The organism is Stenotrophomonas sp. PS02297, assembly GCF_029959705.1.
In the GTDB taxonomy this organism is placed as follows: Bacteria; Pseudomonadota; Gammaproteobacteria; order Xanthomonadales; family Xanthomonadaceae; genus Stenotrophomonas; species Stenotrophomonas nitritireducens.
Genome location: NZ_JASCOS010000062.1, coordinates 1 through 21,726, shown reverse-complemented (window position 1 = coordinate 21,726; position 21,726 = coordinate 1). Strand labels below are relative to the sequence as shown.

The 21,726-nt window shown below is 68.5% G+C and carries 19 protein-coding genes; 11 read left to right on the top strand and 8 right to left on the bottom strand.

Annotation, left to right across the window (positions count from 1 at the left end):
• Positions 1-142: 142 nt before the first annotated feature.
• The 5 genes from QMX80_RS12250 to QMX80_RS12230 all read right to left on the bottom strand — a co-directional run bounded on the left by QMX80_RS12250 (position 143) and on the right by QMX80_RS12230 (position 5,697).
• Complete coding sequence (locus QMX80_RS12250) at positions 143-760, bottom strand: glutathione S-transferase N-terminal domain-containing protein (RefSeq protein ID WP_282277318.1); 618 nt, start codon at positions 758-760, stop codon at positions 143-145.
• A gap of 91 nt (positions 761-851) precedes the next feature.
• Complete coding sequence (locus QMX80_RS12245; RefSeq protein WP_055767569.1) at positions 852-1,310, bottom strand: cell wall hydrolase; 459 nt, start codon at positions 1,308-1,310, stop codon at positions 852-854.
• A 541-nt stretch (positions 1,311-1,851) separates the two neighbouring features.
• On the bottom strand, positions 1,852-3,882 hold the full coding sequence (locus tag QMX80_RS12240) for an NADPH-dependent 2,4-dienoyl-CoA reductase (RefSeq protein WP_282277315.1): 2,031 nt from the start codon (positions 3,880-3,882) through the stop codon (positions 1,852-1,854).
• A 63-nt stretch (positions 3,883-3,945) separates the two neighbouring features.
• Complete coding sequence (locus QMX80_RS12235) at positions 3,946-4,572, bottom strand: hypothetical protein (protein WP_273080581.1); 627 nt, start codon at positions 4,570-4,572, stop codon at positions 3,946-3,948.
• Positions 4,573-4,671: 99 nt separating this feature from the next.
• Positions 4,672-5,697, bottom strand: coding sequence for a zinc-binding alcohol dehydrogenase family protein (locus tag QMX80_RS12230; RefSeq protein ID WP_282277314.1), 1,026 nt, complete (start codon positions 5,695-5,697; stop codon positions 4,672-4,674).
• Positions 5,698-6,081: 384 nt separating this feature from the next.
• Between QMX80_RS12230 and QMX80_RS12225 the strand changes: the two genes are divergently transcribed.
• The 4 genes from QMX80_RS12225 to QMX80_RS12210 all read left to right on the top strand — a co-directional run bounded on the left by QMX80_RS12225 (position 6,082) and on the right by QMX80_RS12210 (position 9,278).
• On the top strand, positions 6,082-7,191 hold the full coding sequence (locus tag QMX80_RS12225) for an OmpA family protein (protein ID WP_055767579.1): 1,110 nt from the start codon (positions 6,082-6,084) through the stop codon (positions 7,189-7,191).
• A gap of 278 nt (positions 7,192-7,469) precedes the next feature.
• The gene (locus QMX80_RS12220; RefSeq protein WP_282277313.1) at positions 7,470-7,958 is read left to right on the top strand and encodes a hypothetical protein; all 489 of its coding nucleotides are present in this window, start codon (positions 7,470-7,472) and stop codon (positions 7,956-7,958) included.
• Between the two features lie 14 nt (positions 7,959-7,972).
• Positions 7,973-8,815 carry a pseudouridine synthase gene (locus tag QMX80_RS12215; protein ID WP_282277312.1) on the top strand — a complete coding sequence of 281 codons (843 nt, stop codon included), beginning with the start codon at positions 7,973-7,975 and terminating at the stop codon, positions 8,813-8,815.
• A gap of 88 nt (positions 8,816-8,903) precedes the next feature.
• A complete protein-coding gene (locus QMX80_RS12210; RefSeq protein WP_282277311.1) occupies positions 8,904-9,278 on the top strand; it encodes a hypothetical protein in 375 nt (124 codons plus the stop codon).
• 101 nt (positions 9,279-9,379) lie between these two features.
• Here QMX80_RS12210 and kbl read toward each other — a convergent pair whose 3' ends face one another.
• Positions 9,380-10,588: a glycine C-acetyltransferase gene (gene kbl, locus QMX80_RS12205; RefSeq protein WP_282277319.1), complete on the bottom strand. Its 1,209-nt coding sequence runs from the start codon at positions 10,586-10,588 to the stop codon at positions 9,380-9,382.
• Positions 10,589-10,820: 232 nt separating this feature from the next.
• Between kbl and QMX80_RS12200 the strand changes: the two genes are divergently transcribed.
• From QMX80_RS12200 to QMX80_RS12175, 6 genes are all read left to right on the top strand, one after another.
• Positions 10,821-12,248 (top strand): porin, encoded by a 1,428-nt coding sequence (locus tag QMX80_RS12200; protein WP_282277310.1) that lies wholly within the window; start codon positions 10,821-10,823, stop codon positions 12,246-12,248.
• 13 nt (positions 12,249-12,261) lie between these two features.
• Positions 12,262-13,284, top strand: a complete 1,023-nt coding sequence (locus tag QMX80_RS12195; protein ID WP_273080571.1) for a sulfate ABC transporter substrate-binding protein — start codon at positions 12,262-12,264, stop codon at positions 13,282-13,284.
• Positions 13,285-14,139: a sulfate ABC transporter permease subunit CysT gene (gene cysT / locus QMX80_RS12190; RefSeq protein ID WP_268768299.1), complete on the top strand. Its 855-nt coding sequence runs from the start codon at positions 13,285-13,287 to the stop codon at positions 14,137-14,139. It abuts the gene before it with no gap.
• 41 nt (positions 14,140-14,180) lie between these two features.
• Positions 14,181-15,080, top strand: a complete 900-nt coding sequence (gene cysW / locus QMX80_RS12185; protein ID WP_273080654.1) for a sulfate ABC transporter permease subunit CysW — start codon at positions 14,181-14,183, stop codon at positions 15,078-15,080.
• 1 nt (position 15,081) lies between these two features.
• Entirely contained in the window at positions 15,082-16,134 is a 1,053-nt protein-coding gene (locus tag QMX80_RS12180; RefSeq protein WP_282277307.1) for a sulfate/molybdate ABC transporter ATP-binding protein, read from the top strand.
• Between the two features lie 127 nt (positions 16,135-16,261).
• Positions 16,262-16,960 carry a TorF family putative porin gene (locus QMX80_RS12175; protein WP_273080568.1) on the top strand — a complete coding sequence of 233 codons (699 nt, stop codon included), beginning with the start codon at positions 16,262-16,264 and terminating at the stop codon, positions 16,958-16,960.
• A gap of 70 nt (positions 16,961-17,030) precedes the next feature.
• Here the strand turns inward: QMX80_RS12175 and QMX80_RS12170 are convergent, their stop codons facing one another.
• Complete coding sequence (locus QMX80_RS12170) at positions 17,031-18,014, bottom strand: hypothetical protein (protein WP_282277306.1); 984 nt, start codon at positions 18,012-18,014, stop codon at positions 17,031-17,033.
• Between the two features lie 180 nt (positions 18,015-18,194).
• Complete coding sequence (gene tdh / locus QMX80_RS12165) at positions 18,195-19,232, bottom strand: L-threonine 3-dehydrogenase (RefSeq protein ID WP_055767608.1); 1,038 nt, start codon at positions 19,230-19,232, stop codon at positions 18,195-18,197.
• Positions 19,233-19,364: 132 nt separating this feature from the next.
• On the opposite strand from tdh, the gene QMX80_RS12160 reads away from it, so the two are divergent.
• The gene (locus tag QMX80_RS12160) at positions 19,365-21,530 is read left to right on the top strand and encodes a S46 family peptidase (protein ID WP_282277305.1); all 2,166 of its coding nucleotides are present in this window, start codon (positions 19,365-19,367) and stop codon (positions 21,528-21,530) included.
• Positions 21,531-21,726: the final 196 nt, after the last annotated feature.

The window sequence follows — 21,726 nt, the reverse complement described above, 5'->3', positions numbered from 1 at the left end:
CGGCTGTACCCGGCGCTCAACCGTAACCGGCCACGACGGGTGGCGACCTTGTCGGTGCGTTGATGGCAGCTCCGGCGGGGGGAAACGCGACGGGCCGCCGGTGGTGCCACCGGCGGCCCGTCGTTCATGCGGCGCTGCGCGTTTACTCCAGGCCTTCGGCCTTGAGCGCCGCCTGCACGGCCGGATCGGCCTGCATGCGCTGTTCGAAGCGGTCCAGCGCGTCCATGCCGGCCAGGTCGATCTTGAGGCCACGCGCCCAGCGCAGGGTCACGTAGGTATAGGCGTCGGCGATGGACGGACGCGGCGTGCCGCCCAGCCAGTCCACCTGCGCCAGGCGGTCGTCGAGGCGCTGGTACAGGCCCTTCAGCTTGTCGCGCGAATTCTGCTGGGTGCGGGCGATGACCGCCTCGTCTTCCAGATACTTGGTCGAGCCGAAGATCGGGTAGTACACCGGATGCAGGTCGGCGTTGACGAAGGACAGCCAACGGTTGACCTCGGCGCGGGTGCGCGGGTCGCTGCCGCCATCCAGGCCGGCGGCCGGCGCCTTGTCGCAGATGTAGTGCAGGATCGCCGCGTTCTGGGTCAGCACCCAGCCGCCATCCTCCAGCACCGGCACCGCACCGGCCGGGTTCATGGCCATGTACTCGGGCGACTTCATGGTCGCGTAGTCCACGATCTGCACCTCGAAGGGCAGGCCGGACCAGATCAGTGCGATGTGGTCGGCCAGGGAGCAGGCGCCGGGCTTGGTGTAGAGCTTCATCGGGTACCTCGGGGGTGGAATGACCCCCGCATTATCGTCCCGGGCGCGTCGGCTGGCGTGACTGCCGCCGTTACGCGGTGGCTTCGCCGCGTCAGGAGGCGCGCGGCTTGAGCGACTGCACCTTGTAGAAGGTGTGCCCGCCGATGGTGGCTACCTGGTAGGCATTGCGCCAGCTCGGGCTGGCGATGGCGTGCGCGGCGAAATGGCTGGCGCCCGGCACGATCTCCTTGCGCTGGCCGGCCGGCAGGGCCCAGTTGCGCTCGGCGGCGAAGGCCACATCCACGGCCTCGGCCCAGGCGTCGTTGTTGCGCAGCTGGGTGTCCGGCGCCACCAGCGTCGGGGCGAACTGCTTGCGCGCGGTCACCACCTGGCACATCGAGTCGCCCCACAGCCCGCTGTCGAGGCGGCGCAACGCGACTTCGGCCACGGCCTGCTGGCCGCGAAGGGTCTGGTCGCGGGCTTCCAGATAGACGGTGGTACTCAGGCACAACGAATCGGCGGCCGGCTGCGGCAACAACTGCGACAGCCAGAGAATCCAGGCCAGTTTCATAGGTCTCCTTGCTCCGTGTGGGCCGCAACCTGCCTGTTCCTCGGCATGCGAGGAGAACCGGACGACTGGGCTTGGCGTCATGGGGAGGCGGCCATGGCATCGGGGCCGCCCCGTGGGCAGTCCCCGATCACCGATCCTGGGGCTGCGCCGTGCTCACCAGAACTGGGGGGTGAGCAGAAAGTCGGCGCAAGGTAGGGGGCTGATCCCAAACTCATCCTGAATGCGGATTCTTGACATTCAGCTTCGTTGCGGAGACCGGAATTGCCGCCGGAGTGCCGGGGAAGACGTTTCCTGACCGGCTCCAAGTGTGTTTTGTGCCAGGAAAAAACGGCAGGAAAGCCGTTTTCACGGCGAAGTCGCGCGAGGGGCGCACAGCGCGGACGCCATGAAAAACAGGCATTGGCCGTGGGATGGCGCATGCGTGCCGGCGTGGGAAGCCGGCACCGCGCGACGATTTCCGGGCGGCCCGCCGATGTCCGTACGCATCGGCCACCGGCAGGTCATGGCGATCGGGCCGGAATCGGTCAGGGGGGAGTGGGGGCTACAGCGCGGCGGCCACGCGGCTGCCCTGGTCGATCGCGCGCTTGGCGTCCAGTTCGGCGGCGACGTCGGCGCCGCCGATGACATGGGCGCTGACGCCGGCCGCGGCCAGCGCATCGGCCAGCGCACGCATCGGCTCCTGCCCGGCGCAGACCACCACGGTGCCGACCTCCAGCAACTGCTCGGCGCCATCGACGCGGATGCGCAGGCCGCGGTCATCTACTCCGAGGTACTCCACGCCCCCCAGCATCCGCACGCCCTTGGCCTTGAGCGTGGCGCGGTGGATCCAGCCGGTGGTCTTGCCCAGCCGGGCGCCGGGTTTGCCCGGGCTGCGCTGCAGCAGCCATACCTTGCGCGCAGGCGCTTCCGGCTGCGGCCGCGCCAGCGCGCCGCGGCTTTCGAAGCTCGCATCCACGCCCCATTCGGCCATCCAGCGGGCCGGGTCCAGCGACGGCGACGGGCCTTCCTGCACCAGGAACTCGCCGACGTCGAAGCCGATGCCGCCGGCGCCGATGATGGCCACCTTGTCCGCCGCCGCGACACGGCCCTGCAGCACGTCCAGGTAGCTGACCACCATCGGGTGGTCGGCGCCGGGGAAATCCACCCTGCGCGGCGCGATGCCGGTGGCCACCACGACCTCGTCGAAACCGGCCAGCATCGGCACGTCCACCCGGGTGCCCAGGCGCACGTCCACGCCGGTATCGGTAAGGCGGTGGCGGAAGTAGCGCAGGGTTTCGTGGAACTCCTCCTTGCCCGGGATGCGCTTGGCCACGTTGAACTGGCCGCCGATCTCGTCGGCCGCGTCGAACAGGGTGACGGCGTGGCCGCGTTCGGCCGCGACCGTGGCGCAGGCCAGGCCGGCCGGGCCGGCGCCGACCACCGCCACGCGCCTGGCGGCGGTGGTCGGGCGGTAGACCAGTTCGGTCTCGTGCGCGGCGCGCGGGTTGACCAGGCAGGTGGCGCGCTTGTTGACGAAAATGTGGTCCAGGCAGGCCTGGTTGCAGGCGATGCAGGTATTGATGGTTTCCGGCCTGCCGGCGCGGGCCTTGGCCGGCCACTGCGGGTCGGCCAGAAGCGGCCGCGCCAGCGAGACCATGTCGGCCTGGCCGTCGGCCAGCACCCGCTCGGCCACGTCGGGCATGTTGATGCGGTTGACCGCGATCACCGGCACGTTGACGTGCGGGCGCAGCTTGGCGGTGACGCCGGCGAAGGCCGCGCGCGGCACCGAGGTGGCGATGGTCGGCACGCGCGCCTCGTGCCAGCCGATGCCGGAATTGATCAGGGTCGCGCCGGCGGCTTCGATGGCGCGGGCCTGCTGCAGGATTTCCTCCCAGTTGCTGCCGTCTTCCACCAGGTCCAGCAGCGACAGCCGGTAGATGATGATGAAGTCCGGGCCGCAGGCCTCGCGGATGCGGCGCACGATCTCCACGGCGAAACGCATGCGCTTGCCGGCGTCGCCGCCCCATGCATCGCTGCGCTTGTTGGTGCGCGGGGCAATGAACTCGTTGATCAGATAGCCTTCCGAGCCCATCACCTCGACGCCGTCGTAGCCGGCCTCGCGTGCCAGCCGGGCGGCGCGGGCGTAGCTGGCGATCTGGCGCTCCACGCCCCGCGCCGACAGCGCGCGCGGCGTGAACGGATTGATCGGTGCCTTCAGTTTCGACGGCGCCACCTGCAGCGGGTGGTAGGCGTAGCGGCCGGCGTGCAGCAGCTGCAGGCAGATGTGGGCGCCATGGCCGTGCACCGCCGCGGTGACCTGCCGGTGCCGGCCCACTTCCCATGGCCAGGACAGCTTGCTGCCGAATGGCGCCAGCCAGCCGGCGATGTTCGGCGAGAAGCCGCCGGTGACCAGCAGCGCGGCACCGCCCGCGGCGCGCTCGCCGAAATAGGCGGCCAGCTTGGGGAAGTCGCGGACATGGTCTTCAAGCCCGGTGTGCATCGACCCCATCAGGATGCGGTTGCGGAGCCGGGTGAAGCCCAGGTCCAGCGGCGCGAACAGATGGGGATAGGCGGTGTCGGTGGCTGGCGTCATGATGGATACGCTTGCGTACGGATCGCGCCAGCGTGCCGTGAAACCCCGCCTGCGGCAAGTGGCTCAGTCCGTCGAAGGCGCCACGGTCGGCGACGCCGCGGCAACGCGGCGGTCGAACAGGGGTAGGGTGATCCCGCACAGCGGCCCGATCAGCAGCGCGAAAGCCAGGGTGCCAAGGCCGGCGTTGCCGCCCAGCAACCACCCTGCCGTGAGCGCCGTCGCCTCGATCAAGGTGCGCACCTTCCAGATGGCCCAGCCGCTGCGCGCGTGCAGGCCGGTCATCAGCCCGTCGCGCGGCCCGGGGCCCAGGCGCGCACCTATATATAGGCCGGTCGCGATCGCCAGCAGCACCAGGCCCGCGGTGAACAGCAGCACCTGCCAAAGCAGCCCCTGCGCGGCGGGCACCATGTACAGGCCGAGCTGGGCGCTGGGGCCGATCAGCAGGACGTTCAGCACCGTGCCCAGCCCCGGGCGCTGCCGCAGCGGCCACCACATCAGCAGGACGGCGACGCCCACGAGGTTGGTGACCAGGCCGAAAGCCAGTCCGCTGCGCAGCGAAACGCCCTGCGCCAGCACGTCCCAGGGCGCGATGCCGATACCGGCGCGGATCATCAGCGCCGAGGCGATGCCGAACAGGAACAGGCCGAGCAGCAGCTGCGACAGGCGCAGGAAGAACGGAAATGACGGCATCGGCATGTGAAGGCGAAAGTAAGGGGGAACGGGGATGGAGGAGGACGGGTGAAGGGCGTCCGCCTCCCATGCCCCGCGCATCGGGCATGCGTCCGTCGCTCAGTCCCAGCCTTCGAGCACCAGCTTGCCGACGGTGCTGCCCGATTCCAGCAGCCGGTGCGCTTGGCGCAGGTTGGCCGCGTTGATCGGACCCAGGCGCCGGGTCAGGGTGGTGCGGAGTTCGCCGGCATCGATCAGGCTCGCGGCGCGGGTGAGGATGCGGTGCTGCTCGATCATGTCGGCGGTACGGAAACGCGCGCGCGCGAACATGAATTCCCAGTGGATGCCGATGCACTTGGCCTTGTAGGGGTCGCCGATCCGCAGCTCGCCGGCCGGTTCCACGACCAGGCCGACATGCCCCTGCGGAGCCAGCAGTTCGCCCAGCGCCTGCCAGTAACGGTCGGTGTCGGCCAGGTTGAGGGCGGCGTCCACCTGCGCGATGCCGAGCGCCTGCAACTGTGGCGCCAGCGGCTGGCGGTGGTCGATGACGTGCCCGGCGCCCATCTGCAGGCACCACGCGCGGGTTTCCTCGCGGGAAGCGGTCGCCACCACGGTGAATCCCGCATGGCGGCCCAGCTGGATCGCCATCGAACCCACGCCGCCCGCGCCGCCGATGATCAGCAGCACCCGGCCGGCGTTGCGCCGCCCGTCGAGCTGGTAGGGCATGCGCTGGAACAGCAGCTCCCAGGCTGTGAGCGTGGTCAGTGGCAGGGCTGCGGCCTCGGCGAAGTCCAGCGTGGCCGGCTTGCGGCCGACCAGCCGTTCGTCCACCAGCTGCAATTGCGCATTGCAGCCGGGCCGGGTGACGTCGCCGGCATAGTAGACCTCGTCTCCCACCTCGAAGGCGGTCACGCCGGGGCCGACGGCCAGCACGGTGCCCGCGGCGTCGAAACCCAGGATGCGGGGCGGGGTTTCCTCGCCCTTGCCCGAACGCCGCAGCTTGGCGTCCACCGGGTTGACCGAAACGGCCTGCACGCCCACCAGCAGGTCCTGGCCCTGCGGCGCGGCGGGTGGGGGCAGCTCGAAGTCCTCCAGGGCGCGGGAATCCTCGATCGGCAGGTAGCGGCTCAGGCCGGCAGCTTTCATGGGAAAAGTTCCGTTCGGTGAGGGGAGATCGCCATGATACGCAGGGGCCGTTCAGGCAAGGGTGACATGGGGCAATGCCGCTGCCGCCATCCAGGGCGGCAAGCCGGCATCTCCACAGGGTGCCGCCCATGGTCCTGAAACGCCCGTCAGGCTTGGCTCTTGCGCGCTTTTACCAAGCTGTATAGGGTGGCGCTTCACCGGCTCTCCGAAGTCCGGGGCTGCGTCATTTGTTACGCAGCTGTTAACGTCGTCTTCACGGCTCAGCGCATAATGTGCACCGCGTTGGCGTGCGGAAACGGCCATCTTTCGGACGCGACGAACGAAATCGCTGTGCTGGACCATGCCATTACCGGTTTCATACCCCCGAAACAAGGAGTTGTATTCATGAACAAGAAGATCCTTACCGCCGCGCTGCTGGGTGGTCTGGCATTTGCCCAGGCCGCGTCGGCACAGGAATTCGACGACCGCTGGTACCTGACCGGTTCGGCCGGCTTCAACTTCCAGGACAGCGATCGTGGCACCAATGACGCTCCGTTCGTGACCCTGGGCCTGGGCAAGTTCATCAGCCCGAACTGGTCGCTGGACGGCGAGCTGAACTACCAGAACCCGAACTTCGACAAGAACCAGGACCTGAACTGGTCGCAGTACGGCGCGTCGCTGGACCTGCGTCGCCACTTCATCCAGGACGGCCGTGGCTGGAACCCGTACCTGCTGTTCGGCCTGGGCTACCAGAAGGCCGAGGAAGAGTACGTCATCAACTCGCCGAACTCTCCGGCCAAGCGCAAGGACGGCAACCTGGCCGCCAAGGTCGGCGCTGGTCTGCAGACCACCTTCGACAAGCGCATCGCCGTGCGTGCTGAAATCGCCTACCGCGCCGATTTCGACGACCAGAGCGTGAACCCGCGCCTGGCCGGCAAGGACAACGACTGGTTCGGCGACGTGCTGGCTTCGGTCGGCGTCGTGATCCCGCTGGGTCCGGCCCCGGTCGCCGCCGTTGCTCCGCCGCCGCCGGCTCCGGTCGCGCCGAGCTGCGCCGACCTGGACGACGACGGTGACGGCGTCAACAACTGCGACGACAAGTGCCCGAACTCGCAGCCGGGCCAGATCGTCGGTCCGGATGGCTGCCCGGTGCCGGTGTCGATCGACCTGAAGGGCGTGAACTTCGACTTCGACAAGTCGACCCTGCGTCCGGATGCCGTCGCGATCCTGAGCGAGGCCAGCGAGATCCTGAAGCGTTACCCGGAACTGCGCGTTGAAGTCGCCGGTCACACCGACTCGAAGGGTACCGACGCCTACAACCAGAAGCTGTCCGAGCGTCGCGCCAAGGCGGTGTACGACTACCTGGCCGGCCACGGCGTCGACGCTTCGCGCATGATCGGCCCGATCGGCTACGGCAAGAGCCGTCCGATCGCTCCGAACACCAACCCGGATGGTTCGGACAATCCGGAAGGTCGCGCCAAGAACCGTCGCACCGAGCTGAACGTCCAGAACTGATCGGACGTATCGGTTGATCCGAACAAGGCCCGGCGCAAGCCGGGCCTTGTTTTTTCTGCCGCCGCCCGGGCGGCATGGCTTTCCGATGCCGTGCGCCGGCGATGCGGAAATCGTTCCCGGCCCTCTTCCGCATGCATGGCGCGGTGACCTGGCGCCGCGTGGCAGTACGATGGCGGGCGATCCGGTGGATGGCGCCTGGCAAAGCGCGCATCGAATGGTTGAAAGCCCTGTGGGGCATGCCTACACTCGCGGCGTTCTCTGCCCGAATGGAATTACCGATGCTGCGTATCGCACTGGCCGGCGCCATGGCCCTGGTTCTCATCCCCGCCGCCCACGCAGCCGTCGATTGTTCGGCCAGCGCCGTCGTGCCGCCGCCGTTGCCGGCCACGGTGATCGAGCCGGTCGCCGTTGAGCTGTATGCCCGCCCGGGGCAGCTGGGCATGCCGGCGGGGGTGCTGACGTCGAATTTCAGCGACGACCAGTCGCTCGACCGCGTGCTGATGCGCCTGCGCGTGGAAAGCTGCAACAACGTCGCCAGCGCGATGCCGGCGCGCCCGGCGATCAACGCCAACGACCCGGCGGCCTACAAGCCGCAGACGCAGTACGACAACACGCCCTGGCGCTTCGACATGAGCCAGAACGGCAAGCGCATGACCGCCGACGAGTTCGACGCCTGGATGAAGGCGCGCGGTGTGCGCGTGGTCAAGGCGGCGGCCCCGGCTACCGAAGGTGCGGCGGAAGCCAAGCCCGCGGCCGAGATCAAGTAACGCAAGCTGCCCGGATGCCGCGCAGGATTTTCCCGGATGCCCGCCCTGTCAGACAGGGCGGGCATTTCGTTTCGCCTTCCGGAAACGGCGCAAGGAAGACCCCCGCAGCGCAACCGGCACCGCGCCACGGCCTGGCGCGCGTGCTGTCCAAGGCGGGCGTGTGCTCGCGTGCCGAAGCCGCGCGCCGCGTGCTGGCCGGCCGGGTCGGCGTGGATGGCCGTGTGGTCCGGGACCCTGAATTCCCCGTGGTCCTCGCCCGGCAACGCATCACGGTGGATGGCGAGCCCATCGAAGCGGTGCGTCGCCTGTATGTCGCGTTGAACAAGCCGCGGGGCCTGGTCACCACCGTCCGCGACGAGCAGGGCCGGGACACCGTCTACCGCTGCTTCGACGGTGCCGGCATGCCGTGGCTGGCGCCGGTCGGCCGTCTGGACAAGGCCAGCGAAGGATTGCTGTTCTTCAGCAACGATCCGGAATGGGCGGCACGGTTGACCGATCCGGCGACCGGGCCGTTGAAGACCTATCGCGTGCAGATCGATGGCGTACCCGATGCGGCGCAGCTGGCGCGCATGCAGGGCGGGGTCGAGGATGCCGGCGAGCATCTGGCGGCGCATTCGGTTGCCATCCTGCGCCAGAGCGAGCGCACCGCATGGCTGGAGATCGTGCTGGACGAGGGGCGCAACCGGCATATTCGGCGCCTGCTGCAGGTGCTGGGATTCGAGGTGTTGCGGTTGGTGCGGGTGGCGATCGGGCCGGTCCAGCTGGGCGAGTTGGCCAAGGGGCAGTGGCGCATGCTGGAAGCGGAAGAGCTGGAAGTACTGGCGGCGCGTTCAGCGAAGTCGCCCGCCAATTCATAAAAATATCCATTTAATTCATGTAAATAGCTTGATTTCTTCAAGTTGATGATTAGGCTGTGGGCATGTTCTTCAACGAGGTCCAGCGGCCATGCCTGCTTTCATCCGCGGTGTTCTCATGGCGCACGCCCCTGTGCGCCATCCTTCGGACGGCCTCGCCGTGAAAAAAGGCTTTCCTGCCGCTTTTTTCCTGAGTGTGGCGGCAGCCGCGGTTCTGGCCGGATGTGCGTCGTCGGGCAAGCCGGTCGCGGCGGCCATCGAGGAAAAGCCGGTGACGGTCACGGTGGAAGCACCGATGGCGGAGAAGGATGCGCAGGGTAATTACCGCTTCCTGATGCAGCAGGAAGGGAAGAACATGAGCGCCGACCAGTTCGACGCATGGATGAAGGCCAACGGCATCCGCGTGGCCCGCGGCAGCGCCGCGCCGGAAAAGCCCGAGACGGCGACGCCGGCGACGAAGCGATAGCGCTGAAGCAATGCCTGGCGGGGAATCGCTCCGCCTTGCTTGTGCAGGACTGAAACGAAACAGGCGCCCTTGGGCGCCTGTTTCGTTCGCGCGGACTTCGGTCAGCCCTTGATGACCCCCAGCTCCCTGCCAATGCGGGTGAAGGCATCGATGGTGCGGTCCAGGTGTTCGCGGCTGTGCGCGGCGCTCATCTGCGTGCGGATGCGCGCCTGGCCCTTGGGCACCACCGGGAAGAAGAAGCCGATCGCGTAGATGCCTTCTTCCAGCAGGCGCTGGGCGAACTTCTGCGCCAGCGGCGCGTCGTACAGCATCACCGGGCTGATCGGGTGCACGCCCGGCTTCACGTCGAAACCGGCGGCGGTCATCTTCTCGCGGAAGTAGGCGGTGTTCTCGGCCAGTTTCTGGCGCAGGTCGCCGGCCTTGTCGAGCATGTCGAAGGCCTTGATGCCGGCGGCGACCACATGCGGCGGCAGCGAGTTGGAGAACAGGTAGGGGCGCGAACGCTGGCGCAGCAGTTCGATGACCTCGGCGCTGGCACAGGTGAAGCCGCCCAGCGCGCCGCCCATGGCCTTGCCCAGGGTGCCGGTGATGATGTCGATCTTCTCCAGCACGCCTTTCACTTCGGCCGAGCCACGGCCGGTGGCGCCGAGGAAGCCGGTGGCATGGCATTCGTCGATGTGCACTAGTGCGTTGTACTTCTTCGCCAACGCGGTGATCTCGTCCAGCGGGGCGATGAAACCATCCATCGAGAACACGCCGTCGGTGGTGATCAGCTTGGTCCTGCAGCCGGCGGCGTCGGCCGCCTGCAGCTGCGCCTCCAGGTCGGCCATGTCGCAGTTGGCGTAGCGGAAGCGTTTGGCCTTGCACAGGCGCACGCCATCGATGATGGAGGCGTGGTTGAGCGCGTCGGAGATGATCGCGTCGTTCTCGCCCAGCAGCGGCTCGAACAGGCCGCCGTTGGCATCGAAGCAGGCGGCGTAGAGGATGGTGTCGTCCTTGCCGAAGAAGTCGGCAATCTGCTTTTCCAGCTGCTTGTGCAGGTCCTGGGTGCCGCAGATGAAGCGCACCGAGGCCATGCCGAAGCCGTGGCTGTCCAGCGCGTCCTTGGCGGCCTGGATCAGGTCCGGGTGGTCGGCCAGGCCCAGGTAGTTGTTGGCGCAGAAGTTCAGCACGGTGCGGCCGTCGTCCAGGGTGATCTCGGCCGACTGCGGGCTGGTGATGATGCGTTCGGACTTGAACAGCCCCTGCGCGCGGATGGCGTCCAGTTCCTCGGCGTAGTGCCGGGTGAGCGGGGAGGTGTTCGCGGTGATGGTCATGGCGGGATCGTGCGGTGAATGCGGAACCCGGATTGTAGTGCCGGCCGCTGGCCAGCTGCCTCGTGCCCCGGCATTCAAGCGGTTGCCGCCCGGCGGCCGGCGCCACCTGGTTGTGCTGGAGGTCATGGGGAATGGCTATAAGCGCCGCGGCCGAAGTCATTTCCCGGTCGGCGTGTGCGCCCGCAGCATCGACCCTCCATCCCCCGCCTGCATCAAGGAGCTGCCCATGACCGCGTCCCCCCTCCCGTCCACCGTGCCGACCAGGAAGCTGTTGTCCCTCAGCCTGGCCGTGGCACTGTGCGGGATGGCGGCATCGGCGCAGGCGCAGCAACCCACGGTGGAACAGCTGCAGCAGCGCCTGGAGCGGCTGGAACGCCTGGCCGGCGTGTCCGGCGGCGCAGCCGTCGAAGGCGCCGGCCTGGTCGACCTGGACCAGCGCCTGCGCGTCCTCGAACGCCGCCTGGAGCTGCAGGAAGAGGAGCGCGTGGCTGCAGCCAAGGCGGCGCCGAAGATCGCGGTCGATCAGAAGGGCGCGACATTCTGGTCCGGCGACGGTAATTACGAACTGAAGCTGCGCGGCCTGCTGCAGGGCGACGCGCGCGCGTTCTTCGGCGGCAGCAGCCAGAACGACACCTTCCTGCTGCGCACCGCGCGGCCGACGCTGGAAGGCTCGCTGGGCAGGCTGGTGGCCTACCGTTTCACCCCGGAGTTCTCCGGCGACAGCGCCAGCATCGTCGATGCCTATGCCGACCTGCGCTTCGATCCGGCCTATACGGTGCGGGTGGGCAGGTTCACCTCGCCGGTCGGGCTGGAGCGCCTGCAGTCGTCGTCGGCGCTGGTCGATGTCGAGCGCGCACTGGCCAGCGAACTGGCTCCCAACCGCGACCTGGGCGTGCAGCTGCAGGGCGAAGTGGCCAAGGGCAAATTCAGCTACGCGCTGGGCGTGTTCAATGGCGCGGTCGATGGCCGCGATGCGGCGACCAGCAATCCGGACGACGATCTCGAGGTGGCCGGGCGCGTGTTCTTCGAGCCCCTGAAGGAAACGGACAGCGCCTGGGCGGGGCTGGGCTTCGGCTTGGGCGCCAGCGCGGGCGGGAAACATGGCGCCGGCAGCAGTTTCCTGCCGCGCTACCGCACACCGGGGCAGGCCACCTTCTTCAGCTACCGCGGCGCGGTGCTGGCCGATGGCAGCCACCGCCGCTGGTCGCCGCAGGGCTGGTTCTACCGCAACGGGTTCGGCCTGCAGGGCGAGTACATCGTTTCGCGGCAGGAAGTGGCCCGCGACGGCTGGCGTACGGCGCTGGAACACCGCGCCTGGCAGGCCACCGCCAGCTATGTGCTCACCGGCGAGGACGCGGGCTACCGCGGGCTGACGCCGTCCCGGCCATTCGGCAGCAACGGCGGGCTGGGCGCGTTCGAACTCACCGCGCGCTACGGCGTGCTGGATATCGACGATGCGGTGTTCCCGTTCTATGCCGACCCGGCGGTCTCCGCCTCGCGCGTGCAGGCCTGGACGCTGGGCGCGAACTGGTACCTGACGGCCAACCTCAAGCTGGCGACCAACTACCTGCACAGCCGCTTCGATGCCGCTCCCGGCGGCATCGCCCTGCCTGCCGAGAAGGCCGTGGTCTCGCGCCTGCAGGTTTCCTTCTGACGGAGCATCCCCCATGACGCAGACCTTCCGTTCCCGCGCCCGCCTCGCCCCGCTGGCGTTCCTGTTGACCCTGGTCGCCGGCGGCGCCTTCGCCCGCGACGTGCAGCTGCTCAACGTGTCCTATGACCCTACCCGCGAGCTGTACCGCGATTTCAACGCGGCCTTCGCCCGCCACTGGAAGGAAACCCATGGCGACACCGTCACCATCGAGACCTCGCATGGCGGCTCGGGCAAGCAGGCGCGAGCGGTGATCGACGGCATCCAGGCCGACGTGGTGACGCTGGCGCTGGCCTACGACGTGGATGCGATCGCGCAGAAGGCGCGGCTGCTGCCGGCCAACTGGGAATCGCGCCTGCCCGACAACAGTGCGCCCTATACCTCGACCATCGTGTTCCTGGTGCGCAAGGGCAACCCCAAGGGCATCCGCGACTGGCCGGACCTGCTGCGCGCCGGCGTGTCGGTGGTGACGCCGAACCCGAAGACGTCCGGCGGCGCGCGCTGGAACTACCTCGCCGCCTGGGCCTATGCCGGGCACATCTTCAACGGCGACCGCGCACGCATCCTCAACTACATGCGCGCGCTGTTCCGCAACGTACCGGTGCTCGATACCGGCGCGCGCGGCGCCACCACCACCTTCGTCCAGCGCGGCATCGGCGACGTGCTGCTGGCCTGGGAGAACGAGGCCTTCCTCGCGCAGGAGGAACTGGGCCCGGACAAGTTCGAGATCGTGGTGCCCAGGTTGTCGATCCTGGCCGAGCCGTCGGTGGCGCTGGTCGACCGCAACGCCGACCGCCACGGCACCCGCGAGGTGGCGCAGGCCTACCTGCAGTACCTGTATTCGGCCGAGGGCCAGCGCATCGCCGCGCGCCACTACTACCGCCCGCGCCACCCCGAACTGGCCGATCCGGCCGATGTGGCGCGCTTCCCGCAGGTGCGGCTGGTGACCATCCGCGAAGCGTTCGGCTCGTGGGAGAAGGCGCAGGCCGAGCACTTCGCCGACGGCGGCGTGTTCGACCAGATCCAGGCGGGCAAGTAAGTGAATGCCGGTGCGCAGGCGTTGCCGCCCGTGCGGCGCCAACGCCGGGTGCTGCCCGGCTTCGGCGTCGGCATGGGCATCACCGTGTTCTGGCTGGGGCTGATCGTGCTGATCCCGCTGGCCGGCGTGTTCCTGCGCGCGGCCGGGCTGGGCGTGGACGGCATCTGGCGCATATGGAGCGAGCCGCGCGTGCTGTCGGCGCTGCGGCTGAGCTTCGGCACCGCCTTCGCCGCGGCGGCGTTCAACACGCTGATGGGTACCTGGGTGGCCTGGGTATTCGTGCGCTACCGCTTCCCGGGCCGGCGCCTGTTCGACGCGATGATCGACCTGCCGTTCGCCCTGCCCACCGCGGTGGCCGGCATCGCGCTCACCGCGCTGTACGGTGGTCAGGGCTGGGTCGGACGCTGGCTCGAGCCGCTGGGCCTGAAGATCGCCTACACGCCGCTGGGGATCATCATTGCGCTGGTGTTCGTCGGCCTGCCGTTCGTGGTGCGCATCGTGCAGCCGGTGCTGGCCGAAGCCGAACGCGAACTGGAGGAAGCGGCGGCCACGCTGGGCGCCAGCCGCTGGCAGACCATCGCGCGGGTCGTCGTGCCCGCACTGTGGCCGGCGATGCTGACCGGCTTCGCGCTCGCCTTCGCGCGTGGCGTGGGCGAGTACGGCTCGGTGATCTTCATCGCCGGCAACCTGCCCAACGCCACCGAGATCGCGCCGCTGCTGATCACCATCCGCCTGGAGGAATTCGACTATGCCGGCGCCACCGCCATCGCCGCGGCGATGCTGCTGCTGTCCTTCGCGGTGCTGCTGCTGGTCAACACCCTGCAGGCGCGCCTGCAGCGCAGGGGCGCGCGATGAACGAACTGGTATCGGAACTGCCGGTGCACGCCGTGGATGAAATGGCGGTGCGCACGCCGCGCAGCGTCACCACCGAGCCGGGCTGGGTGCAGGCGCTGCTGATCCTCGGCGCGCTGGGTTTCCTGCTGTCGTTCCTGCTGCTGCCGCTACTGCTGGTGTTCGCCGAGGCGCTGCGCGGCGGCGTGCAGGCGCTGTGGAGCGCGGTGAGCGATCCGGACGCGCTGTCGGCCATCCGCCTGACCCTGCTGGTCAGCGCCATCGTGATCCCGCTGAACCTGGTGTTCGGCGTCGCCGCGGCCTGGGTGGTGAGCAAGCATCGCTTCCCCGGCAAGCGCTGGCTGGTGACCCTGATCGACCTGCCGTTCTCGGTGTCGCCGGTGGTGGCCGGGCTGGTGTTCATCCTGCTGTTCGGGCGCGACGGCTGGCTGTGGCCGTTGATCGAGGACGGGCTGCGCCTGCACCTGCCGGTGGCCGGCGAGGTGCTGCTGCGGCTGCCGCGCATCGTGTTCGCGATTCCCGGCATCGTGCTGGCGACCACCTTCGTCACCTTTCCGTTCATCGCCCGCGAGCTGATGCCGCTGATGGAGCAACAGGGCAGCGACGAGGAACTGGCGGCGCTGACTCTGGGCGCCAATGCCTGGCAGATGTTCTGGAAGGTGACCCTGCCGAACATCCGCTGGGGCCTGCTGTATGGCGTGCTGCTGTGCAGTGCGCGGGCGATGGGCGAGTTCGGCGCGGTGTCGGTGGTGTCCGGGCATATCCGCGGGCGCACCAACACGCTGCCGCTGCACGTGGAGATCCTCTACAACGAATACGCCTACAGCGCCGCGTTCGCCTGCGCCTCGCTGCTCGCCGGCACCGCGCTGCTGACGCTGGCGCTGAAGACTTTCCTGGAATGGCGCCACGGCCAGTCGCTGGCCGCCGCGCATCGCCCGAGGTGACATGAACATCCGCATCCAACAACTGGGCAAGCGCTTCGGCGCGTTTCCCGCGCTCGACGGGGTCAGCCTGGACATCCGCAGCGGCGAACTGCTGGCCCTGCTCGGGCCATCGGGTTCGGGCAAGACCACCCTGCTGCGCGCGCTCGCCGGGCTGGAACAGCCGGAGCAGGGCCGCATCCTGTTCGACGGCGAGGACGCCACCGCGCTGAGCGTGCAGGCGCGCCGCGCCGGCTTCGTGTTCCAGCACTACGCGCTGTTCCGGCACATGGACGTGCGCGCCAACATCGCCTTCGGCCTGGAAGTACGGCGCGGCGCCGGCCGCTGGCCGAAGGCGCGCATCGACGCGCGCGTGGAGGAACTGCTGGCGCTGGTGCAGCTCGACGGCCTGGGCGGGCGTTATCCGACGCAGCTGTCCGGCGGCCAGCGCCAACGCGTGGCGCTGGCGCGCGCGCTGGCCATCGAGCCGCGCGTGCTGCTGCTGGACGAACCGTTCGGCGCGCTGGACGCGCAGGTGCGCCGCGACCTGCGCCGCTGGCTGCGCGAACTGCACGACCGCACCGGGCTGACCACGGTATTCGTCACCCACGACCAGGAAGAGGCGCTGGAGCTGGCCGACCGCGTGGCGATCCTCAACCGCGGCCGCATCGAGCAGGTCGGTAGCCCGGGCGAGGTCTACGACCGGCCGGCCTCGCCCTTCGTATATGGCTTTGTCGGCGAAGCCAACCGCCTGCCGGCGCGGGTCGAAGGCGACGTGCTGGACATCGCAGGCGCGCGCTTGCCGCGGCCGGCGAGCCTGCCCGAGGCGGCCGCACTGGAAGTCTATGTACGCCCGGAAGACATGCGCGTCGGCGATGCCGGCGACTGGGTGGGCACGGTGCTGTCGGTGCAGCGCAGCGGCGCCCGGGCACGGCTGCGGGCGCGCCTGCGCACGTCTGCCGCGGAGGTGGACGTGGAGGTCGAACTGCCGCCCGATGCGCCCGCCTATGCGGCGGGACAGGTCGTCGCGCTGGCGGCGCGGCGCCATGGGGTGTTTCCGGCGTCCGCCGGCGGTTAGCGAGGGTTGGCGTGGGAGGCCGGATCCGGGGATACCGGCACGGAACTCTGGCGCTGCGGTGTTTTTTGGTTAAGAATTCGTGAATTCTGCGCCATGGCGGCGCCGATCCCCATTCCCGGAGACCCGCATGATTCCCTGCAAGCGCCTTGCCGCCGTTGCCTGTGCTGCCCTGATGTCCATCCCGTTCGCCGCCTGCGCCGAAGATGCGGCGTCGCCCATCAGCTGGGAAGTCGGCGCAGTGTCGGACTACCTGTTCCGCGGCGCCTCGCAGACCGACGAGAAGCCGACGGTGCAGGGCAGCGTCACCTGGACCACGTCGAGCGGCCTCTATGTCGGCAGCTTCGCCTCCGGCGTGGATTTCGGCGAAGGCAGCCCCGACGTCGAAGTGGACTACTTCGTCGGCTATGGCTTCGACATCGCCGACAAGGTCAATGTCGATGTCCTGCTCAACCGCTACACCTACCCGGGTGCGAGCGAGATGGCCTACAACGAGCTGGTCACCACCACCACCATCGCCCAGAACTGGAAGGTCAACGTCAGCTACACCAACGATGTGTGGGGCAGCAGCACCACCGGCTGGTACTACGGCGTGGGCGGCGAGTGGGGCCTGCCGAACGACTTCACCCTCGACGCCAACGTCGGCCGCAGCGTGTTCAACGACCGCGACGTGGCGCAGGACTACACCGACTGGGGCGTGGGCGTCGGCCGCAGCTTCGGCATCGCCAACGTCTCGCTGGGCTACTACGGCACCGACGGCAAGGGCCGCGACAACTTCGGCAAGCTGGCCGACAGCCGCGTGGTGCTGACGGTGAAGATCGCGCGCTGAGCGCGGACGACACTGCCGCAATGACAAAGGCGCCGCATGGCGCCTTTGTCGTTTCCGGGACGATGCTCCGTCACGGCGCCATGGTGTGGCGCTGCGCATCCACCCAGGCCAGCCAGTTCCGGTCGAGCGCCTCGATATCGGCACCCAGGCGATGGCGTGGACCGTTTGCCGCCAGCCAGGCGTCGAAGTTCATGCCATCGGCCAATGCCTGGCTGATTTCGCCCAGCAGGTCCTGCCTGCCGCTGCGTTCGATCAGGAAGTCGGCGACCGCAAGGCTCTGCAGATAGAACGCGGCGTGGGCTTGGGCGGTGTCGCCGGACAATGTCGCCGTCATCACGCTGTTGGCAGCCTGGCTCCCGTTGCGCGCGGCAAGCTGGGCGCGATAGTCCGCCCCGGCGAGGGGGTGCGGGCTGGCCAGGAATTCGCTCGGCGGACGGACCTGCGCCGCCGCTTCCCGCAGCAAGGCGCGGAACTGGGAGCGGCGGTCGGCCAACATCGCTTCCGGTTCCATCAGGATGGCGCAGGCTTCGTCCAGCCAGTCGGGGGCGGGGGTTGCATAGCGTGAGCCGTCCGGCGTGGAGCGCGGCCAGAACGCGGACTGGTACAGGGAATGGCCCAGTTCGTGGCGTAGTACGTCGCCGCCGCTTTGGCCGGTGCGAAGGGCAATCGCACGCACCTGTTCGTCCGGCAGGCCGGGCATGCTCTTGCGAAGGCTTTCTTCGATCATGGCCGCCTTGGCTTCGGCCGGTATCCAGGCACGCAGATAAGGCAGGGCATGCTGGGAGGCGAACAGATCCTGCTGCGCTTTCGGGAAGTGGGCGCTGACTACCGTGGCGCCGGCGGGAGCGGCGCGCCCCAGGTAACGCTGGAAGGTGGCCGCGGCGGCGGCGCCGTCATCGGCGGCTCGCCGGGCGGCCTGTGCGGAGTCCGCATAGAACCAACCGTGTGGCGTGGCTTCGCAGGCAAGCGCAGGCAATGATGGAATCTGCGGGCATGCAGCGGTGTCCGCAACTGGAGAGGCGAGCAGGGCGGCCAAAAGGAACAGCGTGTCCATATGCGGATAGCTCCATGCGTGGGAACAGGCATGTGACCTTGCGCGGATACGGAAGTTCACAATGCCTTGCGCTGCGGGTCGTTTGTCGCCCGCAATCGGAAAAGGCGCCTTGCGGCGCCTTTTCCATGCAGCACCGGGCGCTGCCCGGTAGGGTTTTCCCATGAAACCCGCCGGCAGGCCTCAGTTCCAGCTCAGCACGACCTTGCCTGCCTTGCCCTGTTCCATCAGGTCGAAACCTTCCTGGAAGCGGTCCACCGGCAGCTGGTGGGTCATCACCTTGCCCAGCGGGAAGCCGGACAGCACCAGCTGGGTCATCTTGTACCAGGTCTCGTACATCTTGCGGCCATAGATGCCCTGCACGGTCAGGCCCTTGAAGATGATCTTGTCCCAGTCGCAGCCGGCGCCCCTGGGCATGATGCCGAGCATGGCGATCTTGCCGCCGTGGTACATGCAGTCGAGCATGTCGTTGAAGGCGCGCGGGTTGCCGCTCATCTCCAGGCCCACGTCGAAGCCTTCCATGTGCAGCTCGGCCATCACGTCCTTCAGTGACTGGTTGGCGACGTTGACCACGCGGGTGGCGCCCATGTCGGCGGCCAGCTTCAGGCGGAAGTCGTTGACGTCGGTGACCACCACGTTGCGCGCGCCGATGTGCTTGCAGATGCCGGCGGCGATGATCCCGATCGGGCCGGCGCCGGTGATCAGCACGTCCTCGCCGATCACGTCGAACTCCAGCGCGCAGTGCGCGGCGTTGCCGTAGGGGTCGAAGAACGCGGCCAGCTCCGACGGGATCTGGTCCGGGATCGGCCACAGGTTGGTGGCCGGCATCACCATGTACTCGGCGAAGGCGCCGTTGACGTTGACGCCGATGCCGACGGTGTTCGGGCACAGGTGCTGGCGGCCGCCGCGGCAGTTGCGGCAATGGCCGCAGACGATGTGGCCTTCGGCCGAGACGCGCTGGCCGATCTCGTAGCCGGTCACGCCCGGGCCGATCCCGGCGATGCGGCCGACGAACTCGTGGCCGATGGTCAGGCCCGGCTTGATGGTGCGCTGGCTCCACTCGTCCCACAGGTAGATGTGCAGGTCGGTGCCGCAGATGGCGGTCTTCTCCAGCTTGATCAGGACCTGGTTGGGACCGGGCACCGGTACCGGCACTTCTTCCATCCAGATGCCCTTGGTCGCCTCGCGCTTCACCAGCGCGCGCATCGTGTTCTGTGTCATTGCCGGAAACCGCAGTGGGAAAGAGCGCCGATTATATGCTTTCGGCCGTAACCGCCCGTACCGGAGGGCAGGGGCGGCGGCAACGGTTGCAACCGCTACAATCGACGTTTACATCGATCGGGGAACCGTCTCATGCGTCTGAATCTTCTCGCTTTTTCCGTGGTCGCCGGGCTTGGCCTGGCCCAGGCGGCTTCTGCCGCCGAGGGCATGTGGGTGCCGCAGCAGCTGCCGCAGATCGCCGGGCCGCTGATGAAGGCCGGGCTGAAGCTGGACCCGCTGCAGCTGAGCAACCTGACCGGCGACCCGATGGGCGCGGTGGTGGCGCTGGGCGGCTGCACCGCCAGTTTCGTCTCGCCGCAGGGCCTGGTGGCAACCAACCACCACTGCGCCTACGGCGCCATCCAGCTCAATTCCACCGCCGAGAAGAACCTGATCAAGGACGGCTTCAGCGCGGCCAGCTTCAAGGATGAGCTGAGCGCCGGCCCGAACGCGCGCATCTACGTGCTCGATGACATTACCGATGTCACTCCGCAGGCCAGGGCCGCCATCGCCGGCGCCGGCAACGATCCGCTCAAGCGCACCGAAGCGCTGGAAGCGCTGGAGAAGAAGCTGGTGGCCGAGTGCGAGGCCGACGACAGCTACAGCTGCACGCTGTACAGCTTCTCCGGCGGCAACACCTACCGCCTGTTCAAGAACCTGGAAATCAAGGACGTGCGCCTGGCCTATGCGCCCCCGGGCAGCGTCGGCAAGTTCGGCGGTGACGTCGACAACTGGATGTGGCCGCGCCACACCGGCGACTTCTCTTTCTACCGCGCGTACGTGGGCAAGGACGGCAAGCCGGCCGCGTTCTCGGCCGACAACGTGCCCTACCAGCCCAAGCACTGGCTGAAGCTGGCCGAGCAGCCGCTGGGCGAGGGCGATTTCGTGATGGTGGCCGGTTACCCGGGGCGCACCGACCGCTACGCGCTGGTCAGCGAGTTCGAGAACACCGCCAACTGGACCTACCCGACCATCGCCAAGGCCTACAAGGACCAGATCGCGCTGGTCGAGGCGGCCAGCAAGGGCAACCAGGACATCGCGGTGAAGTACGCCGCGAACATGGCCAGCTGGAACAACACCAGCAAGAACTACGACGGCCAGCTGGACGGCTTCAAGCGCAACAACGTGCTGGCGCACAAGCAGCGCGAGGAGGCCGCCGTGCTGGAATGGCTGCGCGGCCAGGGCGCCGCCGGCAAGCCGGCGCTCGATGCCCATGCGCAACTGCAGGCGCTGGGCCGGCAGGCCCGCGCCAACCAGGCCCGCGACATGGACCTGGGCATGCTCAACCGCACCGGCATCCTGGGCACCGCGGTGCGCCTGTACCGCCTGGCCATCGAGAAGAGCAAGCCGGACGCGCAGCGCGAAGAGGGGTACCAGGAGCGCGACCTGCCGGCCATCGAGGGCGGCCTGAAGCAGATGGACCGCCGTTACGTGGCGGCCATGGATCGCCAGTTCCAGCAGTACTGGCTGGAGCAGTACGTGGGCCTGCCCGCGGCGCAGCGCCTGCCTGCGTTCGACAAATGGCTCGGCGGCGGCGATGAGGCGGCGGTACGGGCCGCGGTGGCACGCCTGGACGGCACCCGGCTGGGCAACCTGGACGAGCGCCTGAAGTGGCTCGATGCCGACAAGGCCGCGTTCGAGGCCAGCGCCGATCCGGCCATCCAGTACGCGGTGGCGGTGATGCCGGCGCTGCTGGACCTCGAGCACCAGCGCAAGGTGCGCATCGGCGAGGAGCTGGTGGCGCGTCCGCTGTTCCTGCAGGCCATCGCCGACTACAAGCAGAGCAAGGGTGAGTTCGTCTATCCGGACGCCAACCTGTCCCTGCGCATCACCTTCGGCAACGTGAAGGGCTACACCGGCCTGGACGGCAAGGTGCAGCAGCCGTTCACCACCATCGAAGGCGTCGCCGCCAAGGAGACCGGCGTCGATCCGTTCGATTCGCCGAAGGCGCTGCTCGACGCGGTCAAGGCCAAGCGCTACGGCGGCCTGGAAGACAAGCGCATCGGCAGCGTGCCGGTGGACTTCCTGTCCGACCTGGACATCACCGGCGGCAACTCCGGCTCGCCGGTGCTGGATGCGCATGGCCGCCTGGTCGGCCTGGCGTTCGACGGCATCTGGGAATCGGTGGCCAGCAACTGGGTGTTCGACCCGGTGATGACCCGCATGATCTCGGTGGACCAGCGCTACATGCGCTGGATCATGCAGGAAGTGGCGCCGGCGCCGCAGCTGCTGAAGGAACTGGACGCCGCGTCGAAGTAAGCCGCGCCTGCGTTTGTCCGAAAACCCCGGGCGGGAAACCGCCCGGGGTTTTTGCATCCGCCAACACACGCGGAGCAGGGCCGGCATTCTCCGGTAGAGCGGTGCACCGCCCCGCTGGGGCTTTGCCGGTAAATCCCCGCCCGGCGGCGCCCCGCGCGGCCGAACCCCGGCCCCCCGGGTGAGCCGGTGGCGTATT